The following is a 20661-nucleotide window of genomic DNA, read 5'->3' as shown; positions in this document are numbered from 1 at the left end:
CGATCAGCTCTCGACGGGCACGTCGATCTGGAAGCTCTGCTGGATCTGCGTGATGGTCTCGGCCGGCACCTCGTCCTCGATGCCCACGGGGCGCACGGCCACGAGGGTCGTCGTGAACTCGCCGGAGTTGAGCGCGACGACCTGGATCTCGACGCCGGTGACGCCGCAGTCGTTGGGGTCCTGGGGCACGACGATGGTCGAGCGGTGGGTCTGGGTGCCGTCCGCCAGCTCGAACGGCTCCACGTCGGGCACGCCCTCGTTCGGGCGCTCGATGCGCGTCCCGTCCTCCCGCAGCGAGGCCACGAAGCCCCAGTTGGCGCCGAGGGTGCGCACCACCTCGTCGGTCGGCGACGGGTTGATCCACACCTGCCCGAGGCCGACCAGGGCGCGGTAGCCCGCGGTGTCGGTCTCGCAGTAGTCCTCGCCGATGAGGGCGCCGCCGTTGACGAGCACGCGGGCGTACTCGTCGTCGGGGTCCGTCGACATCCGGCCCTCGAGCCCGCGGAGGTTGCCGTCGGGCTCCACGACCCAGCCGTCGTCGACGGACGGCACCTGGAAGAGCGCGTTGTCGCGGGCGTCGCCCGCCACGACCTGGCCGTCGTCGAAGTACGACGGGAGGTCCGCGGCGTCGGTGTCGGGCGTCGCGGTCGAGCCCTCGTCGCCGGGCGCGGTGCTCTCCGAGCCGCCCGTCCCCGCCTCCGAGGCGTCGTCCGACGGCTCCTGGCCGCTCGTGCCCGAGCTCGACGGGTCCGCCGTGTCGTCGCCGTCGTCGGACCTCACGAACGCCGTGGCGACCACGGCGGTCGTCGCCACCAGCGCGACCGCGGCCACGCTCGCCACGGCCACGACCGCTCCCGAGGTCTTCTTCGTCGGGGGTCGCTCGGGGAGGCCGGGCGTGCCGTACGAGGGGTCGTTCATGGGGTCTCCGTCCATCATCCGGGTCCAGCGCCGGCGGGTCCGAGCACGCTGGTGTCCCAGCCGTCTACCCGCCCGCCCATGACCGTACGCACCAGGTCGGGGTCGTCCGGCCCGAGATCGGGCAGGAAGGTCCAGCGCACACCTGCGAAGGAGTCGGCGAGGTCGCCGCCCGGGGCGCTGGGCAGGCGCATCGCCTCCCGCCAGACGAGGCCGAGCAGGTGGGAGGCCGCGTCGACCGGGCCGTCCTCGCCGCCCAGCCGCGGGGGCCGGCCGGGACCCGAGAGGATCACCTGGACGCCCGAGAGGCCCGTGGTCGTCAGCTGGTGCACCAGCGGCAGCACGGCGGCGTCCCAGCCGGTCGGCACGTCGGTGATCACGACGACGACCGGTCGCAGCAGCTCCTGGTCGAGGTCGTTCCACGCGCCGCCCTGACGGGCCATCGCCAGCAGGTCGGCGCGACGCTCCAGGTCGACGAGCAGCGCTCGGAGGGCGGCCGGCGTGGTCAGCGGCGGGGGCACCAGGTCGGCGGGCAGTCCGTAGGTGCCCCGGGCCCCGCCGAGGTCGACGAGCACCAGCCGGGGCCGGTAGACCGCGAGCGCGAACAGCGCGCGCAGGCCCAGCACCGCGGCGACCCGGGCCGCCACGACCTCGCCCCCGTCGTCGTCGGTCACGAGCAGCGCGCGGGTGCTCGGCACCCTCCAGAGCATGGGCATGCGGAAGTCGACCCCGGGCAGGTCCGCGAGGTGCGGCAGCGTGATCTCGCCCGCGCGGATCGCCGGCGGCGCGTCGCCCCGGTCGGCCGCGACGGCGTCGCCGCCGCGGACCCGGAGCTGCTCCCACGAGGCCATCCCGGCGCCGAACACCCGGTCCAGGCCAGCGATCTCGGTGCGCAGCGTCGCCAGCTCCCGCACGTGCACCTCGCCCGCCCGCACCACGAGCTCGTCGCGGCGGCGGCGGGCGTCGTCACGGGCGCGGTCGCCGTCGGCCGAGACCCGGAGGGCCGGGTCGGCCACGACCTTCTCGACGTCCTCGCCGAGCACGCGCTCGGCGTACGCGACCGTCGACTCGTACGACGCGGCGCTGCGGGAGGCGTCCTCGAGCACCATGCCGACCAGCTCGAGCGCACGGGCGGGGTCGGGGGCGGCTCCCGCGGTGGTGCCGGACGACGCCGGCGCGGGGCCCGGGCGCGGCGCCGCCACCGCCGGCTTCACCGCGGAGATCGGGCGGGCGGCCGGGGGCGGTGCCGAGGGTCCGGGGCTCGAGGGCGCGGGTGTCGAGGGCGCCGAGGGGGCGGGGGCGGGCGGCGCGGCCTTCTCCGTCACGGCGATCCGGACGCCGTGCGCGGTCTCCACACCGCCGAGGCCGCCGGGGTAGGCGCGGCCGACGGCACGCAGCTTCCACACGCCGGCCCGCCGGTACAGCTCGGCGAGCGCCACGACGCTCGCGCCGGTGCCGCCGTCGGGCGGGGCCGCCAGCGCGGCGTCGGGGGCGAAGGTCGCGACGACGGTGCCGTCGCCGTCCTCGAGGCGCACGGGGCCCGGGCGGGCGCCGGGCCCGACCACGCCGAGCAGGACCACCCGCTGCGCCGTGACGGGCACGCCCGGCAGCCCGACCGCCACCGCGCCGGTGCCGTGCACCGGACGGGAGCCGGGCAGCACCCGGTCGTCGGCGCCGAGCGGCACGGCGAGCACCAGCAGGTCGGGGGCGCGCAGCAGGCAGGTCTCGCCCGGCCACGGCAGGTTCTGACCAGCCACCAGTGCGTGCACCACGTGCGTGTCCCCTCCGACCCTCGTCCGCCCGCTCCCCCGAGCGCTCCCCCGAGCACGACCCGACGCGTCACCGCGTCGGACGGCTCAGAGGAAGCGCGTGAGCTGCGGGATCGCCTCGCCCGGCGCCTTCGCCGTGATGCCCTCGCCGATCGCCTGCATCTTCCAGCCCGAGCCGTCCCGCTGGAACTTGGCCATCACCAGCGCCGTGAACGGCATGCCGCCGGCCAGGGTGAAGCGGGCCAGCTCGCCGTCGCTGTGGTCGATGAGGCGGCAGAACGCGTTCTGCACCTGCTCGAAGGTCTGGCCGGTGTAGCTCGTCACGATGAACACCAGCGTGTCGACGTGGACGGGCACGCGGGTCAGGTCGACGAGGATCGTCTCGTCGTCGCCGTCACCCTCGCCCGTCCGGTTGTCGCCCTGGTGCTGCACCGAGCCGTCCCGGGTGACGAGGTTGTTGTAGAACGCCAGGTCGACGGCCTGCTGGCCGGCGAACAGCACGACCGAGGCGTCGAGGTCGATGTCGACCTCGCGCGAGCCGAAGACGCCCTTCTTGCGCAGCGGGTCCCAGCCGAGGCCCATCCGCACGTGGGTGAGCGCCTGGCCGCCGTCCTTGCTGAGGCTGACGCGCTGGCCCTTCGACAGCGAGACGGGTGCTCCCTTGCGGAGGCTGACCTCGCCCGAGCCCGAGGCCTGCGGGGCGGGCTGCTGGGCGGGGGGCTGGCTCGGCTGGCCGTACGGCGAGGTGCTGCTCGGCGGCGTGCTGGGCGGCGTGCTGGGGGCGCCGTACGACGGAGCGGCCGGCGGGGCGCTCGGGGCGCCGTAGGTCGGCGCGGCCGGCGGGTACGACGGCGGTGCGCTCGGGGTGCTGGGGGCGCCGTAGGACGGCGCTGCCGGCGGAGCGGCCGGGGCGGCGGGGGCGGCGGGGGCGCCGTACGACGGAGCGGCGGGAGGCGCCGCGGGAGCCGGCGGAGCAGCAGCGGGCGGGGGCGTCGCGGGGGCTGCCGGGGCCGCCGGGGCGTCGTCGACGCTGACGCCGTGGTCCTTGATCAGGTCGGCGAGTCCGCCGTCGTACCCGCGACCGACGGCCCGGACCTTCCAGTCGGTGCCGCGGCGGTAGAGCTCGACCGCGACGACGATCGTCTCGCGGTTGAGGTCCGTCATCGCGAACTCGGCGACCGGCGCCCCGTTCGACGCGACCCGCGCCACGGGCTGGCCGACCTGGCCGAACACCTTGCCGCCGTCGTCGAGCGAGGTGACGAGGCGGACGGCGTGCACGTCGCCGGGCACGGCCGCGAGGTCGACGTCGACCCGCCAGGGGCTGCCCCCGGCCGGCGGCACGCAGGTCACGCCCGGTCCGTTCGGCTGGTTGTAGAAGACGAAGTCGGCGTCGGTGCGCACCTTCCCGGACTCGGTCACGAGAAGAGCCGACAGGTCCGCCGCGGCGGCCACGTCGACGGTCACGGAGAGCCGGCTGACGGACAGCGGGGCGTTGCCGCCCTTGGTCAGGGTGATCACGAGGAGTGAATCTATCGGAGTGGGCGAGCGCCTGTCGTCAGTCCGACCCGCCGGACGGCGGGGAGAGCCGCTTCTGCAGGTCGCGGGTCGTCTCCACCGCGACGTACCCGAGCTGGTCGTTCACGTGCGCCATCGCCGCGTTGACCTCCGCGTTCTCGGTGCGCACCACCTGGCAGCCGGGCCAGCGGGCCCGCAGCTCCCGGTGCAGCGTCAGCTTCAGCGCGAGCCCCAGGCGACGCCCCCGGTGCTGCGGGTGCACCAGCGTGCCCCCGACCTCGGCGAGCCGCGGGGAGGCGGGCGACAGCGTGGCGTCGGCGAAGCCGGCCGGCGAGCCGTCGGCGCCGAGGGCCAGCACCGTCAGGCGCGTCCGGCCGGCGGCCTCCTGCGCGGCGATGCGGGTGCGCACCAGCTCCGGCGTCCAGGCCGCGCCCTCGAGGGCCACGTCCCCGAGCGGGATCTCGTCGACGAACCGGTCGAGCAGGGCGCAGAGGCGCGCGTCGTACGGCGCCGGCGGCGCGCCGACGAAGACCTGCACCGTCGCGTCCGAGCCGGCCGACGCGACCCGGTCGTCGAGGGCCGACCAGGTGGGCTCCGTGGCCCGGAGGTCGGCGGCCCGGACGGTGTTGGTGCCGGCCACGTCGTACCCGTGGACCTGCGCGAAGGGCACGCCGGGCGCGGTGGCGCCGAGCGCGGACGGGACCTCGGTGAGCAGCACCGTGCGCCCGCGCTCCACCGCCCAGGCCTCCCCCGTCCGCAGCAACGCGCTGCCGACGCCGGACCGGCGGTGGTGGGCGGCCACCCACACCCCCGGCAGCCCGAGGTGGGGGTTCTCGTCGAGCAGGACGCTCGTGCGGGCCGCGCCGACGACCTCGCCGTCGCGTCGCGCCACGTGCAGGACGACCTCGGCCGACGGGTGCGGCGCGACGAGCCGGGTCCGGGCGACGGGCCAGTCGGGGAACGGCGCGGTCGGGCGGTCGGCCTCGACCGCGGCCACGACCTCCCACCACGCGCGCAGCGCCCGCTCGTCGTGCACGTCGACGACGGCGACGTCGGCGGGCGGTCCCGAGCTGGAGTGCGTCACGGGCGACGAGCCTAGGAAGGCCCGCCGCCCGTGGCGAACGAATTACGTACGGCGCGCGCGCCGTGCGGTCGGACGGCTCAGGCGCCCAGGCCCTTCACCGTGACGGGCACGTTGCCGCGGGTGGCGCGCGAGTACGGGCAGACCTGGTGGGCGCCGTCGACGAGCTCCTGGGCCGTGGCGTCGTCCACGCCGGGGATCGACACGGTGATGTCGACGGTGAGGGCGAACGAGGTGTCGTCCGGGCCGAACCCGACGGCGATGTCGAGCGTGGAGCCCGAGGCGTCGACGCCCTTCGACTTGGCGACCATGGTGAGGGCGCCCTGGAAGCACGCGCCGTACCCGAGCGCGAAGAGCTGCTCGGGGTTCGTGCCCGTGCCGGGGCCGCCCATCTCCTTCGGGGCGGTGAGCGCGAGGTCGAGGACGCCGTCGTCGCTCACGGCCCGTCCCTGGCGGCCGCCGGTGACGGAGGCGCGGGCGGTGTACACGATCTTGTCCGGGGTGTTGGTCATGCCCTCGACCGTACGACGGCACCCCAGGGCCCCTAGGCTCCCGAGCCATGACCACCGCCCGCACGGTTCCCGTCACCACGGAGATGGACGGCGAGGAGCTCGACGCCGAGGACGCGTTCCACCTCGTCCGACGCCTCGGCGTCCGTCGGGTGCTCGTCGACTCGTTCGTCCGGTTCCGGTTCGGCGACGGGTTCACCAACAGCCGCGGGCTCGCGCTCCAGGCGTCGCTGGCGGTCGTGCCGTTCCTGCTCGCCCTCACCGGCCTCGCCGCCGACGTCGACTCCGAGAAGCCCTCGCAGGTCATCGCCGCCACCGTCGCCGCGGTCTCGCCGGGCACCGGCGAGTCGGACGCGCTCACCGACGCCCTCGCCGCGGCCGACGACGAGGAGTCGGACGACGACGCCCAGGAGATCGGCGGCGAGATCGCCCTCGGCGGTGGCCTGCTGTTCGCCCTGGTGTCGATGACGACCGCGATGGCCCAGGTCGAGCGCGGGATGAACCGCATCTACGGCATCCGCCGCGACCGGCCCGCGCTCGCGAAGTACGGCCGCGCCGCCGTGCTCACCGCCTGCCTCGCCGGCCCCGTCGGCTTCGGCTTCCTGCTGCTGGTGGCGGGGCGCGACTTCGCCCTCGCGATGCAGGAGAACTACGGGTGGAGCCAGGCGATGGTCACGACCTGGAACGTCTGCCGGTGGCCGGTCGGACTGGTGCTGCTCGTCGTGACGATCGCCGTGCTGCTGGAGAAGGCTCCGCGCCGGCGGCAGCCCGCGCCCACGTGGGTGGCCCTCGGCTCGTCGATCACCGTCGTGCTCGTGCTCGTCGCCACGGCCGGGCTGGCGGCGTACACGACCCTGTCCGGCTCGTTCAGCACCGTCTACGGGCCGCTCGCCGGCATCATCGCGCTCCTGCTGTGGGCGCTGCTGTCGTCGATGGCGCTCTTCTACGGGGCCGCGGTGTGCGCCCAGCTCGAGGCCTGCCGCGCGGGCGAGCCGGAGCCGGCGTACGACGACCCCGGCCGCCCCCACGGCACGCAGGTCGAGAAGACGGTCTGAGCGGGCGACCGACCGAGGGCCGTCAGAGCGACAGGCGCGCGCGGACGACCTCGGCGAGGCGGGCGGCGACCGCCTGCGCCTCCTCCGACGTCGGGGCCTCGACCATGACGCGCACGAGGGCCTCGGTGCCGGACGCGCGGAGCAGGATGCGCCCCGTCTCGCCCAGGCGGCCCTGCTCCTCGGCGACGGCCGCCTGCAGCACGTCGTCGTCGGTGCGGGTCTTGTCGACGCCGGGCACGTTCACCAGCACCTGCGGCAGACGGGTCATGACGCCGGCCAGCTCGGCGAGCGTCGCGCCGGTCGTCGCCATGCGCTGGGCGACGTGCAGCGCGGTGAGCAGTCCGTCTCCCGTGGTGGCGTGGCGGCTCATGATCACGTGGCCGGACTGCTCGCCCCCGAGCACCCGCTTCGACGCGCCCATCTCCTCGAGCACGTAGCGGTCGCCCACGGCCGTGGCGGCCACGTCGATGCCGTGGCTGCGCAGGGCCTGCACGAAGCCGAGGTTGCTCATGACGGTCGCCACGACGGTGTCGCCGTCGAGCTCGCCCGACTCCTTCAGCGCGAGCGCGAGGATCGCCAGGATCTGGTCGCCGTCGACCACCTCGCCGCTCGCGTCCACCGCGAGGCAGCGGTCGGCGTCGCCGTCGAGCGCGAAGCCCGCGTCGGCCCCGTGGGCCAGCACCGCCGCGCGCAGCGGACCGAGGTGGGTGGAGCCGCAGCCGTCGTTGATGTTCAGGCCGTCGGGCGAGGCATGGATCGCCACGACCTCGGCGCCGGCGGCGCGCAGGGCGGCCGGGCCGACCTCGCTCGCCGCGCCCTCGGCGCAGTCCACGACCAGCGTCAGCCCCGCCAGCGGCGAGGTGAGCGTCGAGGCCAGGTGGGCGACGTACTGCTCGTGGCCGAGGGGGTACGTCGACACGCGCCCCACGGCGCCGCCCGTCGGGCGCTGCCAGGGCTCGCGCAGACGGGCCTCGATGGCCCGCTCGACGGCGTCGTCGAGCTTGACGCCCCCGCGGGAGAGGAACTTGATGCCGTTGTCGGGCATCGGGTTGTGCGACGCCGACAGCATGACGCCGAGGTCGGCGTCGAGCGCGTCGGTGAGGTGGGCGACCGCCGGAGTCGGCAGGACGCCGAGCAGCAGCACATCCACGCCGGCCGACGCCAGGCCCGCGACCACCGCGGCCTCGAGGAACTGCCCCGAGACACGGGTGTCGCGTCCGACGACCGCCACCGGCCGCGAGCCGTCGACGTGGGAGAGCTCGCCGGTCTCGGCGAGCACGTGGGCGGCAGCAACGGAAAGGTCCAGGGCCAGCTCAGCGGTGAGCACACCGTTGGCCAGGCCCCGGACCCCGTCCGTGCCGAAGAGTCGCGTCACGAAGAAAGACGCAGACCGCAGATCAGCGCTTGCTGAACTGGGGAGCCTTGCGGGCCTTCTTGAGACCGGCCTTCTTGCGCTCGATGACGCGCGCGTCGCGACGGAGCAGACCGGCCTTCTTGAGGACGGCGCGGTTCGCGTCGAGGTCGACGGCGTTGAGGGCGCGGGCCACGCCGAGGCGCAGGGCGCCGGCCTGACCGGTGATGCCGCCGCCGTGGATGCGGGCGATGACGTCGAAGCGACCCTCGAGCTGGGTCGTGGCGAAGGGCTCGTTCACGACCTGCTGGTGCAGCTTGTTCGGGAAGTATGAGTCGAGCTCACGGCCGTTGATCGTCCAGACGCCGGTGCCCGGCACGATGCGGACGCGGGCGACGGCCTGCTTGCGGCGGCCGGTCGCACCGGCGGGCGCGATGGTCGCGACGCGCTCGGGCGCGTCGGCGCCCGGGGTGCTCTCGGAGCTGTAGGCGATGCCCTGCTCGTTGACCTCGAAGGTCTCCTCGACCTCGGTCTCGGGAGTGGGAGTGCTCACGGTGTTCCTCACTGGTCCTTGGTGGTTCGCGCGGTGGCGGTGGAGAAAGAGATGGGGGTGACGGCAGACGTCACTGCGAGACCTGCTTGATCTCGAACGGCTTCGCCTGCTGGGCCGAGTGAGGGTGCTCCGGGCCCGAGTAGACCTTGAGCTTCTTCAGCTGCTGCCGGCCGAGGCGGTTCTTCGGCAGCATGCCCCACACGGCGTTCTCGATCGCCTTGCGCGCGTCCTTCTCGAGGAGCTCGCCGATCGGGGTGGCGGACAGACCGCCCGGGTAGCCCGAGTGGCGGTAGACGAACTTGGTGGTCTTCTTGGTGCCGCTCAGCGCCACCTTCTCCGCGTTGACGACGATGACGAAGTCACCGGTGTCGGCGTTGGGGGCGAACTGGGGCTTGTGCTTGCCGCGCAGGAGGGTGGCCACCTGGACGGCGAGCCGGCCGAGGACCACGTCGGTGGCGTCGATGACGAGCCACTCGTGGGTGATGTCGGCGGGCTTCGGGGCGTACGTGCGCACGAAAATGCCTTCTTCTCGTTCGTTGGTCCCGATCGGCAGGTCGCCGACCGGGTGGTGGAACCACGTCCTCTGACGAACACGGCCCGGCTTCGTCCCTCGCGGGACTGTCCGGATCTGCATCGTGGGTGTGTCGCACGTGTTGAGACGTAGGACCACGACGCGGCAGGGGACGCGACCGACAAGAATACGCAGGCCCTCGACAGCGGGTCAAAACGACCGGACGCCCGCCGGGCGGCGCCGCGGGCACGACCGCGTACTGGTCGGTAACCGGCCCCGTTCGTGACCACCGTCGCAGGACGACTAGGTTAGGGCCGACCCAATCCGGCAGGTGCACCTGATCGAGCGCCCGCCGCCCGTCTGCACGACTAGGAGTCAGCGTGACCGACGCAGGAACACCGGGCGCCTCCCTGACCGTTCGCGACAACCGCACCGGCCAGGAGTACGACGTCCCCATCGTCGACGGCACCATCCGCGCCGCCGACCTGGGCAAGATCAAGACCGACGACGACCTGCCCGGTCTCGCCGTGTACGACCCCGGCTTCACGAACACGGCCTCGTGCCGGAGCTCGGTCACCTACATCGACGGTGACAAGGGCATCCTGGAGTACCGCGGGTACCCGATCGAGCAGCTGGCCGAGGGCTCCACGTTCCTCGAGGTGGCCTACCTGCTCATCCACGGCGCTCTCCCCACGAAGGAGGAGTACGCGGCCTGGGAGCACGAGATCACGTACCACACCTTCGTGCACGAGAACGTCAAGTCGCTGATGCAGGGCTTCCGCTACGACGCGCACCCCATGGGGATGCTGATGTCGTCCGTGGGGGCCCTCTCGACGTTCTACCCCGCGGCCCGCGACATCGACGACCCGGCCAACCGCCACATGCAGATCGTCCGCATGATCGCGAAGATGCCGACGCTCGGCGCCTGGTCGTTCCGGCACGCGCAGGGCAAGCCCTACGTCTACCCGGACAACGACCTCTCCTACACGGCCAACTTCCTCTCGATGCTCTTCAAGATGAGCGAGTCGAAGTTCGAGCCCGACGAGCGTCTCGTGAAGGCCCTCGACGTGCTGTTCATCCTCCACGCCGACCACGAGCAGAACTGCTCGGCCAACGCGGTCCGCTCCGTCGGCTCCTCGCAGGTCGACCCCTACTCGGCGGTCTCGGCCGGCATCGGCGCCCTCTTCGGCCCGCTGCACGGTGGCGCCAACGAGGCCGTGCTCCGCATGCTGCGGCGCATCGGGTCGAAGGAGAACATCCCCGCCTTCATCGACGGCGTGAAGAACGGCAACGAGCGCCTCATGGGGTTCGGCCACCGGGTCTACAAGAACTACGACCCGCGCGCCCGCATCATCAAGAAGGCCGCCGACGACGTCTTCGAGGTCACCGGGGTCAACCCGCTCCTGGAGATCGCGCTCGAGCTCGAGAAGATCGCCCTCGAGGACGAGTACTTCGTCAAGCGCAAGCTCTACCCCAACGTGGACTTCTACTCGGGCCTGATCTACGAGGCCCTGGAGTTCCCGCCGGAGATGTTCACCGTGCTGTTCGCCATCGGCCGTACGCCGGGCTGGCTCGCGCAGTGGAACGAGCTCGTGCAGGACAAGGAGCAGAAGATCGCCCGCCCGAAGCAGATCTACACGGGCGAGCGCACGCTCGACTTCGTCCCCGCCTCGCAGCGCTGGGCGTGAGTCGCACCGTCGGGGCCTGAGCCCCGGCGACCGCTCCGTCCGAAGGGCCCCCGACCGCACTCCGGTCGGGGGCCCTTCGTCGTACGTCGGGGTCTCGCGCATTGCTCCCGCGGCCCTCATGTCGCTGGCGCCCGCGGAGGACGGGAAACGCGGACCGGTGCGCCCCGTGACGAGAAACGCGGACCCGTGGGCCCCGTGAGGGGAAACGCGGACGCCGGACGGCGACACGCCGGCGGTGCATCCGGGGAGCTCCGCGTTCCCGCCGGCCGGAGGGTCGCGGTCCGCGTTCTCTCCCGCCCGGCCGGCGACTCTCGCCGCCAGGCTGCGCTCGCAGTGTGGCGGACCGATGCGTTCGCACGTCGGGAACGGGCGCATCCGTCCGCCACACTCCTCGGCCCCCACGGGGGCGGCCCGGGGCCCGGCTCGGCATCACCCGACGCACGAGGGCCCCCGACCGCACTCCGGTCGGGGGCCCTTCGTCGTACGTCGGGGGTGTCGCTCAGTGGCGGGGCTTGCGCGAGCGACCGCCGGCGGGGGCGCCGCCGTCCGGCTGCAGCTCGATGAGCTGGCCCGAGACGCGCGTCTTCTTGAGCGCGTCCCACGTCGCCGGCGAGAGCTCGGCCGGCAGCTCGACCAGCGAGTGGTCGGCGCGGATGTCGATGTGCCCGAAGTCGCGGCGCGACAGGTTGCCCTCGTTGGCGATGGCGCCGACGATCTGGCGCGGCTCGACCTTGTGGCGCTTGCCGACCGCGATCCGGTAGGTCGCCATCGGCTGGTCCGACTCACGACGCTGGCGCCGCTCGCCGCGCGGGGCCCCGCGGCCCTGCTCGGGCCGGGAGCCGCGCTCGGGACGGTCGCGCTCGGGGCGGTCGCGCTCCGGGCGCTGCACCGGACCGGGCTCGAGGAGCAGGGGCTCCTCGCCCTGGAGCACCACGGCGAGGGCGGCGGCCACGTCGACCTCGGGGACGTCGTGCTCCTCGAGGTAGTGGCGGACCACGTCGCGGAAGAAGTCCACGCGGGGCGACGTGAGGGCCGTCGTGATCTGGTCGTCGAAGCGCGCGAGGCGCGTCGAGTTCACGTCGTCGACGCTCGGCAGGTTCATCTGCGTCAGCGGCTGGCGGGTGGCCTTCTCGATGTGGCGCAGCAGGTACTTCTCGCGCGGGGTCACGAAGGAGATCGCCTCGCCCGAGCGGCCCGCGCGACCGGTGCGGCCGATCCGGTGGACGTACGACTCCGGGTCGGTGGGGATGTCGTAGTTCACGACGTGGCTGATGCGCTCCACGTCGAGGCCGCGGGCCGCGACGTCGGTGGCCACGAGGATGTCGAGCTTGGCGGACTTCAGCTGGTTGACCGTGCGCTCGCGCTGCACCTGGGCCACGTCGCCGTTGATGGCCGCGGCGGAGAACCCGCGGGCGCGCAGCTTCTCGGCGAGCGACTCCGTCTCCTGCTTGGTGCGGACGAAGACGATCATGCCCTCGAAGTTCTCGACCTCGAGGATGCGCGTGAGGGCGTCGACCTTCTGCGGGTAGCTGCAGATGAGGTAGCGCTGCGTGATGTTGGGCGCCGTGGCCGTCTTGTTCTTCACCGTGATCTCGATCGGATCGGTGAGGTACTTCTTCGACAGGCGGCGGATCTGCGGCGGCATCGTCGCGCTGAAGAGCGCGACCTGCTTGTCGTCGGGCGTGTCCGCGAGGATCGTCTCGACGTCCTCCGCGAAGCCCATCTTCAGCATCTCGTCGGCCTCGTCGAGCACGAGGAACCGCAGCTCGGTGAGGTCGAGGGTGCCCTTGTCGAGGTGGTCCATGATCCGACCGGGCGTCCCGACGACGACGTGGACGCCGCGGCGCAGGGCGGAGAGCTGCACGCCGTACCCCTGGCCGCCGTACACGGGGAGCACGCTGACGCGGCTGCCGCTGGCGTACTTCTCGAAGGCCTCGCAGACCTGGAGCGCGAGCTCACGGGTCGGTGCGAGCACGAGCGCCTGCGGGGTCTTCTGGCGCAGGTCGAGCCGGTCGAGGATCGGGAGCGCGAACGCCGCCGTCTTGCCCGTGCCGGTCTGGGCGAGGCCCACGACGTCGCTGCCGGCCAGCAGGGGCGGGATCGTCTGCTCCTGGATGGCCGACGGCCGCTCGTAGCCGACGCCCTTCAGCGCCTTCAGCACGGCCTCACCGAGGCCGAGGTCGGCGAAGGTCACGGGCTCTGGTTCTGTCTGCTCCTGCTGGCTCACCCGACCACGGTAGTGAATAGATGGCCGATCCGCCGCTTCAGCGGGCAGGTGATCCTCGTCCGACCCGTCGTCGGCGGCTGGTCCGGGACCCGCGAGCGCGTCCGCGGGCCCCGCTCAGGCCGGCAGGTCGGGCAGCGCCGTCTCGAACAGCCACGGCGCCAGCAGCCCGCTGACGTCCGTGCCGGTGCGCGCGTCGGCGTACTCCAGGAACGCCTCGGTCGTGACGGACCCGCCGGCGTGGTCGGCCACCCAGCCCGTCAGCAGGTCGAAGAACGCCTCGTCGCCGACGCTGCGTCGTACGACGTGCAGGGCGACCGCGCCGCGCTTGTAGAGCCGGTCGTCGAACATGAGCTCCGGGCCGGGGTCGGCCAGCAGGAGGTCCTCGTCGGCGTCGGTCAGGCCGGCGTGGTGGTGCTCGACCCACTCCTGGCAGGAGCGCTCCCCCGACCGCTCCGACCACAGCCACTCGCTGTAGCAGGCGAACCCCTCGTGGAGCCAGATGTCCTGCCAGCGGGCGAGCGTGACGCTGTTGCCGAACCACTGGTGGGCGAGCTCGTGGGCGACGAGCCGCACCTGCTCCCAGTCGGCGGAGACGAAGTTGCGGCCGAAGGTCGAGAGGCTCTGCGACTCCAGCGGGATATCGAGCGGGTCGCCGGTGACGACCGCGGCGTAGGAGGCGAACGGGTAGGGCCCGAACCACTCCGCGAAGGCCGCCATCATCTCGGCCTGGCGGCCGAAGCCGGCCTCGTAGCCCTCGCTGCGGCGGCGTCCGGAGCCCTCGGGGACCGCCGAGAGCAGCGGCACCGCGGCGTCGTGCTCGACGATCTCGTAGCGGCCGATCTGCACGGTGGCGAGGTAGGTCGCCATGGGCTGGTCCATCACGTAGGTCCACGACTCGGTGCTGCCGCGGCGCTTGCGCGCCTCGAGCAGGCCGTTGGAGACGACGGTGTAGCCGGTGTCGGTGGTGACCGTGATGCGGTACGGCGCCTTGTCGTCCGGCCGGTCGTTGCAGGGGAACCAGGTGGGCGAGCCGTGCGGCTGCCCGGCGACGATGACGCCGTCGGTCAGCTCCTCCCAGCCCGCGTCGCCGTGGTGCTTCTCGACGAGGGGGGCGGGGTGGCCGCCGTACTTCACGACGAGGCGCAGCGTCGTGCCCGCCGCCCCGGCCTCGCGGAGCTTGACGACCAGGCGGTGCCGGCGCTGGCTGAACTTCGCGGGCGCCTTGCCGTCGACCGTCACCTTCGAGACGTCGAGGCCGGCGAGGTCGAGCACGACCCGGTCGGTCTCCTCGAGCAGCTCGACCTCGATGCGGGCCTCGCCGCTCAGCCGGTTGCCCTCGAGCTTGTAGGTGAGGTCGAGGGCGTAGGACCGGGCCGACCAGGAGCGGTCGCCGTGGCCAGGCAGGTAGTCGTCGGCCGTCGGCAGTCCGCCGATCACGCGGTCACCGGCTCGCCGGACGTCGGCGACGCGGGAGCGGTCACGCCCGTCGTGGGGGCGAGCGACGCGGGCCAGGGCCCGATCGGGTTGCCGATCCACGCGGTCTTGTCGGGAACGGACTCGCCTCGCATGACCAGGGACACGGGGCCGACCGTAGCGTGCCGACCGAGCACCGCCGCGGGCAGGATGACGCTGTTGGGGCCGAGCGTCGCGCCCCGTCGCAGGGTCACCGTGTCCATGGCCAGCACGCGGTCGTGGAAGAGGTGGGTCTGCACGACCGTGCCCGGGTTGACGGTCGCCCCGTCGGCGAGGTGCACGAGGTCGGCCTCGGGCAGCCAGTGGGTCGCGCACCAGACCCCGCGGCCGATGTGGGCGCCCATCGAGCGGAACCACACGTTGAGCAGCGGCGTGCCCGACACCGTGCGGGCGAACCACGGCACGGCGAGCACCTCGACGAACGTGTCGGCCAGCTCGTTGCGCCACACGAACGAGCTCCAGAGCGGGTGGCTGCCGGGGCGCATCCGGCCGACGAGCGCCCACTTGGCGGCGGTCGTCACGAGCGCCGCGACGAGCCCGCCGACCGCCAGGAGCGGACCGACGAGCGCCGCGGCGAGCAGCGCGCCGTACGCGGCGTCGTCGGGCACCGCGAGCAGCGCGGCGAGGCCGACCACGACCGTCACCGTGAGCGCGACGGTGAGCAGCACGGGCACGAGCCGGCAGACCTCGACGAGCGCGCGGGCCACGTGGAGGCGCCGCGCCGGGGCGTAGGTGCGGGCGGTGTCGCCGCTCTCCGACGTCCGTCGCAGCGCCGCGGGCGGACTGCCCAGCCAGGACTCGCCGCTGCGCGCCGTCTTGCGCTGCGGGGCCGCCGAGAGCACCGCCACGAGGGAGGCCTTCGGCACCTTGCGGCCCGGGGCCGCCATGCCGGAGTTGCCGACGAACGCCCGCTTGCCGATCTTCACGCGCTCGACGCGCAGCCAGCCGCCGCCGAGCTCGTAGCCCCCGATGAGGGTGTCGTCGGCGAGGAACGCGTGGTCGCCGACCTGGGTCAGGCGCGGCACCATCAGCACCGTCGAGGCCTCGACACCGGTGCCGATCCGGGCGCCGAGCGAGCGCAGCCAGTACGGCGTGAGCGACGACGCGTAGAGGCCGTAGAGCCAGGTGCGCGCCTCGTCGAGCACGCGCATCGTCGTCCACACCTGCAGGGCGGTGCGGCTACGCACGGGGTGGATGCCGGTGGCGAGCCGCAGCGCGCACAGACGCACGACGGCCCAGATCGAGACCGTGAGCACGAGCAGGCCGACGAGGACGCCGAGGGGCAGCCGCACGAGCAGGTGGGCGAGCAGCGCGCCGTACCCGTCGACGGCGGCCAGCCCGGGCAGCGCCACGAGGGCGCCGACGCCCATCGCGAGGGCGGGGAGGAGGCCGAGCACGACGGCGCTGGCGGCGTACGCCGCGACCCACGCCCGGGGGCGCTCGGGCCGCTCCTGCCAGGGGCCGCGGGCGGTACGGCGCACCCGGCGCGCGGGCGAGCCCGCCCAGAACTCGCCGGACGGCACGTCGCCGAAGACGGCGGAGCCCGGGGCGATCTCGGCGTCGGAGCCGACGTGGGCACCCGGCACGAGCATGCTGCGCGCCCCGATGCGGGCGCGGGCCCCGACCTCGATGCGGCCGACGTGCACGACGTCGCCGTCGATCCAGTGGCCGGTGAGGTCGACCTCCGGCTCCACGGAGGCGCCCTTGCCGAGGCGGAGCATGCCGGTGACGCCGGGCAGCGAGTGCAGGTCGACGTCGCGACCCACGTCGGCGCCGAGCAGGCGGGCGTACCAGGTGATGAGCGGCGCCCCTGCGAGGTTCGTGGCGCCGATCTCGTCGGCGAGCTTCTCGGCCAGCCAGAGCCGCAGGTGCACCTTGCCGCCGCGCGGGTGCTCCCCCGGGGTGACGCCCCGCAGCAGCAGCCGGGCCTGGCCGGCGGCGAGCAGCATGCGCCCGGGCGGGGTGAGCAGCGCGGCCCACAGCACGACGAGCAGCCACCAGGGGTAGGTCGGCAGCCAGTCCGCGTCGTCGAGCACCGGTGCGAGCAGGGTGGAGCCGATCATCGTCCAGACCACCCAGCGCAGGCCGCCGACCGCGCGCACCAGCAGCGTCGCCGCCACCTGGCCGCGCTGGCTCTTCACCGGCAGCGGGCGCACCTTGCGGTCGCTCGCCGTCGTCGCCGGGGCGGCCATCGCGTCGAGGTACGCCGCCAGCGCCGCCACCGTCGAGCGCTCGTAGACGTCGCCGACCGCGACCTCGGGGAACCGGGTGCGCAGCCGCCCCACGATCTGGGCCGCGGTGAGGCTGCCGCCGCCGAGGTCGAAGAAGTCGGCGTCGGCGCCCTGCACGTCGGCGCCGAGCACGTCGAGCCACAGCTCGGCGATCCAGGCCTCGGTGTCGGAGAGGTCGTCGCGGGGCCCGCTCTCGGCGGCGCCGGGGAGCGGCCAGGGCAGCGCGTCGCGGTCGACCTTGCCCGACGTACGCGTCGGCAGCGTGTCGACCACCGCGAGCCGCGGCACCAGCGCGGCCGGCATGGCGGCGCGCAGACGGTCGAGCGCGGCGGAGGCGTCGAAGCCGGGCTCGGCGGTCACGTAGCCGACGAGCAGCTGGTTGCCCGCGGCGGTACGGCGCACCGCGGCCGCCGCGCTGCTCACCCCGGGCAGCGCGAGGAGGGCCGAGTCGACCTCGCCCAGCTCGATGCGGCGCCCGCCCAGCTTCACCTGGTCGTCGGCGCGGCCGGCGAAGAGCAGCCCGACGGGGTCGTTCACGACGATGTCGCCCGAGCGGTAGGCGCGCTCCCAGCCCAGGGTGGGCATCGCGGCGTACTTCTCGGCGTCCTTGGCCGGGTCGAGGTAGCGGGCCAGGCCGACGCCGCCGATGATCAGCTCGCCCTGCTCGCCCGGGGCCACGGGCACGCCGGTGGCGGGGTCGACGACGGCGAGGTCCCAGCCGTCGAGGGGCAGCCCGATGCGCACGGGGGCCTCGCCGGTGAGCTCGCACCCGCAGGCCACGACCGTCGCCTCGGTGGGGCCGTAGGTGTTCCAGACCTCGCGGCCCTCGCGCACCAGGCGGGCGGCCAGCTCGGGCGGGCACGCCTCGCCGCCCATGATCAGCAGTCGCACGCGCTCGAGCGCCTCCGCGGGCCACAGCGCGACGAGGGTCGGCACGGTCGACACGACGGTGACCCGGTTGGCGACGAGCCACGGACCGACGTCGATGCCGGAGCGGACGAGAGCGCGCGGTGCGGGCACGAGGCACCCGCCGTACCGCCACGCCAGCCACATCTCCTCGCAGCTCGCGTCGAACGCCACCGAGAGCCCGGCCATCACCCGGTCGCCCACCCCGAGCGGCGCGGGCTGCAGGAACATCCGCGCCTCCGCGTCGACGAACGCGGCGGCGTTGCGGTGGGTGACGGCGACGCCCTTCGGCGTGCCCGTCGAGCCGGAGGTGAAGATCACCCAGGCGTCGTCGTCGGGCGAGGGGTCCTGCTGCGCGCGGGGCTCCCCCGACCGGCGGACCTCGACGGCGAGCTCGTCGGTGACGACCGCGGCCACGTCGGCCTCGCCGAAGACGAGCAGGGCGCGCTCCGGCGGGTCGTCGGCGTCGACCGGCACGTACGCCGCCCCCGCCAGCAGGACGCCGAGGATCGCGACGTAGAGGTCGGTCGTGCCGGACGTGACCTGCACGCCCACCTTGTCGCCCGGCCCCACGCCCTGCTGCGCCAGCTCGGCGGCGAGGCCCTCGGCCTGCTCCTCGAGCTCGGCGTACGTCAGCACCCCCAGCCCGGCGTCGACGGCCGGCTCGTCGGCGGCCTGCTCGACCGTCGCGCGGAACACGTCGACGAGCGTGCGCTCCACCGGCGCCAGGTGGCCGCGCCGGAGCGGGTCGTCGGCGGGGGCGCTCCGGGCGGACGGGGCGGCCGGGGCGGCCGGGGCGGCCGGGGCGGCCGGGGTGCTCGGGGCGGGAGGGGGAGGCGGGGCCACCGGCTGGTCGCCGGTGCTCCCGTCGTGGGGGGCGTCGCTCACGCGGGGCAGTGTGGCCGGTCCGGGTGAACGGACGGTGATGGCGCGCGAGGGGTGGGCGGTGGGGTTCGGGGGCGGCCCGGTGTGCCTGGGGCGGTGGGTCGCGGGCCGGGTCGCGGTGTGGGCGCCCCGTCCGCCCTGTCGCTGACACCGCGACCCACCCGACCCCACCGGTCGCGGTGTGGGCGCCCCGTTCGCCCTGACGCTGACACCGCGACCCGCCGGACCGGCATCGCCGAGGTCGAAGGCTCCACCGACCCTGCAGCGAAACCGCCGCCGCCCCCGCCGCCTCAGATCACCGACCCGCGCCCGTCCCAGTACGGCGCGCGCAGGTCGCGCTTGAGGATCTTGCCGGTCGGGTTGCGCGGCAGGGCCGGGAGCACGTCGACGGTCTTGGGGCACTTGAAGTGGGCGAGGCGGTCGCGGCAGAACGCGATGATCTCCTCGGCCGTCGCGGAGGTGTCGGGCTTGAGCGCCACGACCGCCTTCACCGTCTCGCCCCAGCGCTCGTCGGGCACCCCGATGACGGCGCACTCCATGACGGCCGGGTGCTCGGCCAGGACGCGCTCGACCTCGGGCGAGTAGATGTTCTCGCCGCCCGAGATGATCATGTCCTTGATGCGGTCCTGCACGAAGCAGAAGCCCTCGTCGTCGAGGCGGCCGACGTCGCCCGTGCGGAACCAGCCGTCGGACGTGATCACCTTCGCGGTCTCGTCGGGCTTGCCGAGGTACCCCTTCATCACCTGCGGTCCGCGCAGCCAGATCTCGCCGTGCTCGCCGGGGGCCGTGTCCTCGCCCGTGACGGCGTCGACGATCCGGACCTCCATCTCCGGCAGCGCCTGGCCCGCCGAGACGAGCCGCTCCGGGTGGTCGGCGTCGCGGTGGGCGTCCGGCATCAGGTGGGTGGCCACGCCGGCGACCTCGGTGAGCCCGTAGACCTGGATGAAGTCGGTCTCGGGCCAGGCCTCCATGGCGGCCCGCAGCAGCGGCGGGGGCATGGGGGCGGCGCCGTACGTGTAGTTGCGCAGGGCCCCGAAGAGCTTGATGGCGTCCGGCCCCGACTGCAGCACCTGCGCGAGCACGGCCGGCACGAGGAACGTCTTGTTGGCGCCGGCCATGATCGCGCCGGCCAGCGACATGCCGTCGGGGTCGCGGGTCATGATCGACGGGATGCCGTCGTGCAGGCCGAACAGCACGTACGACGAGCCGCCGACGTGGAACAGCGGCATCGCGACGAGCGAGACGTCGCCGGGGCCGAACTCCCAGCCGTCGTGGGCGTTGAGCGTGTGGGCGACCATGTTGCGGTGCGTCAGCATGACGCCCTTCGGCCGCCCGGTCGTGCCGGAGGAGTACATGACGAGGCAGGTGTCCTCCACGTCCACGTCCGCCGCGCGGCCCCGCGGGGTGGCGGCGGCCAGCCAGGCCTCGTACTCGTCGGGCTCCCCCGCCGCGTCGACGCCCTCGGGCGTCACGACCACGATCCGCTCCACGTTCACCAGCCGGTCGCGGATCGCCTCGATCGTCGGCAGCAGCTCGGCGCCCACGACGAGCAGCCGCGCCCCCGAGTCGTTGACCGCGTAGTCGACCTCGTCGCCGGCGCTGCGCCAGTTCACGATCGCGTTCGCCGCCCCGAGCGAGCCCGCCGCCATCGACAGCTCGACGCAGGCGGGGTGGTTCTTGTCGAGGAACGCCACGACGTCGCCCCGGCCGATGCCCGCGTCGGCGAGGGCGCCGGCGAGACGGCGGACGCGGTCGTCCCACTCCGCGTAGGTCCAGCTGCGGCCCCCGTAGCTCATCGCCGGCGCGTCGGGCGTCTGCTGCGCCCACCACGCCAGGCGGTCGTCGACGTACGACGGGCGCGGCGCGGCGGACGGGTCGGAGCCGGTGGACGGCGCGGGGGCGGTGGTCTCGGATGCGGTGACAGCGTTCAAGGCGGGGTCCCTCCCGGGTCGCCGACCGTCCTCGGTGACAGTCGGACTGTCACGATTGTGA

General features: G+C 74.0%; 14 protein-coding genes. 2 read left to right on the top strand and 12 right to left on the bottom strand.

Annotated features, from left to right (window positions below):
* Positions 1-3: 3 nt before the first annotated feature.
* The 5 genes from K329_RS0107230 to K329_RS0107210 all read right to left on the bottom strand — a co-directional run bounded on the left by K329_RS0107230 (position 4) and on the right by K329_RS0107210 (position 5792).
* Positions 4-918 (bottom strand): DUF8017 domain-containing protein, encoded by a 915-nt coding sequence (locus K329_RS0107230; protein ID WP_028472508.1) that lies wholly within the window; start codon positions 916-918, stop codon positions 4-6.
* Positions 919-932: 14 nt separating this feature from the next.
* Positions 933-2687, bottom strand: a complete 1755-nt coding sequence (locus K329_RS0107225) for a TerD family protein (protein WP_028472507.1) — start codon at positions 2685-2687, stop codon at positions 933-935.
* Between the two features lie 84 nt (positions 2688-2771).
* Positions 2772-4202: a TerD family protein gene (locus K329_RS0107220; RefSeq protein ID WP_157571619.1), complete on the bottom strand. Its 1431-nt coding sequence runs from the start codon at positions 4200-4202 to the stop codon at positions 2772-2774.
* Positions 4203-4239: 37 nt separating this feature from the next.
* A complete protein-coding gene (locus tag K329_RS0107215; RefSeq protein WP_028472505.1) occupies positions 4240-5283 on the bottom strand; it encodes a GNAT family N-acetyltransferase in 1044 nt (347 codons plus the stop codon).
* 77 nt (positions 5284-5360) lie between these two features.
* The gene (locus K329_RS0107210) at positions 5361-5792 is read right to left on the bottom strand and encodes an organic hydroperoxide resistance protein (protein WP_028472504.1); all 432 of its coding nucleotides are present in this window, start codon (positions 5790-5792) and stop codon (positions 5361-5363) included.
* Positions 5793-5839: 47 nt separating this feature from the next.
* Here K329_RS0107210 and K329_RS0107205 point away from each other — a divergent pair, with 47 nt between their 5' ends.
* Positions 5840-6844, top strand: a complete 1005-nt coding sequence (locus K329_RS0107205; RefSeq protein WP_043642549.1) for a YihY/virulence factor BrkB family protein — start codon at positions 5840-5842, stop codon at positions 6842-6844.
* A gap of 22 nt (positions 6845-6866) precedes the next feature.
* Here the strand turns inward: K329_RS0107205 and glmM are convergent, their stop codons facing one another.
* The 3 genes from glmM to rplM are packed head-to-tail and all read right to left on the bottom strand — an operon-like array spanning position 6867 to position 9262.
* Positions 6867-8219 (bottom strand): phosphoglucosamine mutase, encoded by a 1353-nt coding sequence (gene glmM, locus K329_RS0107200; RefSeq protein WP_028472502.1) that lies wholly within the window; start codon positions 8217-8219, stop codon positions 6867-6869.
* 22 nt (positions 8220-8241) lie between these two features.
* The gene (rpsI, locus tag K329_RS25295) at positions 8242-8760 is read right to left on the bottom strand and encodes a 30S ribosomal protein S9 (RefSeq protein ID WP_425411472.1); all 519 of its coding nucleotides are present in this window, start codon (positions 8758-8760) and stop codon (positions 8242-8244) included.
* Positions 8761-8818: 58 nt separating this feature from the next.
* Complete coding sequence (rplM, locus tag K329_RS0107190; protein WP_028472500.1) at positions 8819-9262, bottom strand: 50S ribosomal protein L13; 444 nt, start codon at positions 9260-9262, stop codon at positions 8819-8821.
* Between the two features lie 377 nt (positions 9263-9639).
* Here rplM and K329_RS0107185 point away from each other — a divergent pair, with 377 nt between their 5' ends.
* Positions 9640-10947 (top strand): citrate synthase, encoded by a 1308-nt coding sequence (locus K329_RS0107185; RefSeq protein WP_028472499.1) that lies wholly within the window; start codon positions 9640-9642, stop codon positions 10945-10947.
* Positions 10948-11446: 499 nt separating this feature from the next.
* On the opposite strand, the gene K329_RS0107180 is transcribed toward K329_RS0107185, so the two are convergent.
* The 4 genes from K329_RS0107180 to K329_RS25285 all read right to left on the bottom strand — a co-directional run bounded on the left by K329_RS0107180 (position 11447) and on the right by K329_RS25285 (position 20600).
* The gene (locus K329_RS0107180) at positions 11447-13174 is read right to left on the bottom strand and encodes a DEAD/DEAH box helicase (protein ID WP_028472498.1); all 1728 of its coding nucleotides are present in this window, start codon (positions 13172-13174) and stop codon (positions 11447-11449) included.
* A 114-nt stretch (positions 13175-13288) separates the two neighbouring features.
* A complete protein-coding gene (locus K329_RS0107175; RefSeq protein WP_028472497.1) occupies positions 13289-14611 on the bottom strand; it encodes a M1 family metallopeptidase in 1323 nt (440 codons plus the stop codon).
* The gene (locus K329_RS25290; RefSeq protein WP_245596469.1) at positions 14608-18672 is read right to left on the bottom strand and encodes a Pls/PosA family non-ribosomal peptide synthetase; all 4065 of its coding nucleotides are present in this window, start codon (positions 18670-18672) and stop codon (positions 14608-14610) included. Before K329_RS25290 ends, K329_RS0107175 begins: the two co-directional genes overlap by 4 nt.
* A gap of 287 nt (positions 18673-18959) precedes the next feature.
* Entirely contained in the window at positions 18960-20600 is a 1641-nt protein-coding gene (locus tag K329_RS25285) for a long-chain-fatty-acid--CoA ligase (RefSeq protein WP_084541083.1), read from the bottom strand.
* Between the last annotated feature and the right edge of the window lie 61 nt (positions 20601-20661).

This window comes from Nocardioides alkalitolerans DSM 16699 (assembly GCF_000426525.1).
In the GTDB taxonomy this organism is placed as follows: Bacteria; Actinomycetota; Actinomycetes; order Propionibacteriales; family Nocardioidaceae; genus Nocardioides; species Nocardioides alkalitolerans.
The sequence above is the reverse complement of the archived record's forward strand: the minus strand, read 5'-3'. Positions and strand labels throughout refer to the sequence as shown.

Excerpts from the sequence above, each read along its gene's own strand:
- K329_RS0107230 (WP_028472508.1), bottom strand. The coding sequence starts at position 918 with ATGAACGACCCCTCGTACGGCACGCCCGGCCTCCCCGAGCGACCCCCG.
- K329_RS0107210 (WP_028472504.1), bottom strand. The coding sequence starts at position 5,792 with ATGACCAACACCCCGGACAAGATCGTGTACACCGCCCGCGCCTCCGTC.
- K329_RS0107205 (WP_043642549.1), top strand. The coding sequence starts at position 5,840 with ATGACCACCGCCCGCACGGTTCCCGTCACCACGGAGATGGACGGCGAG.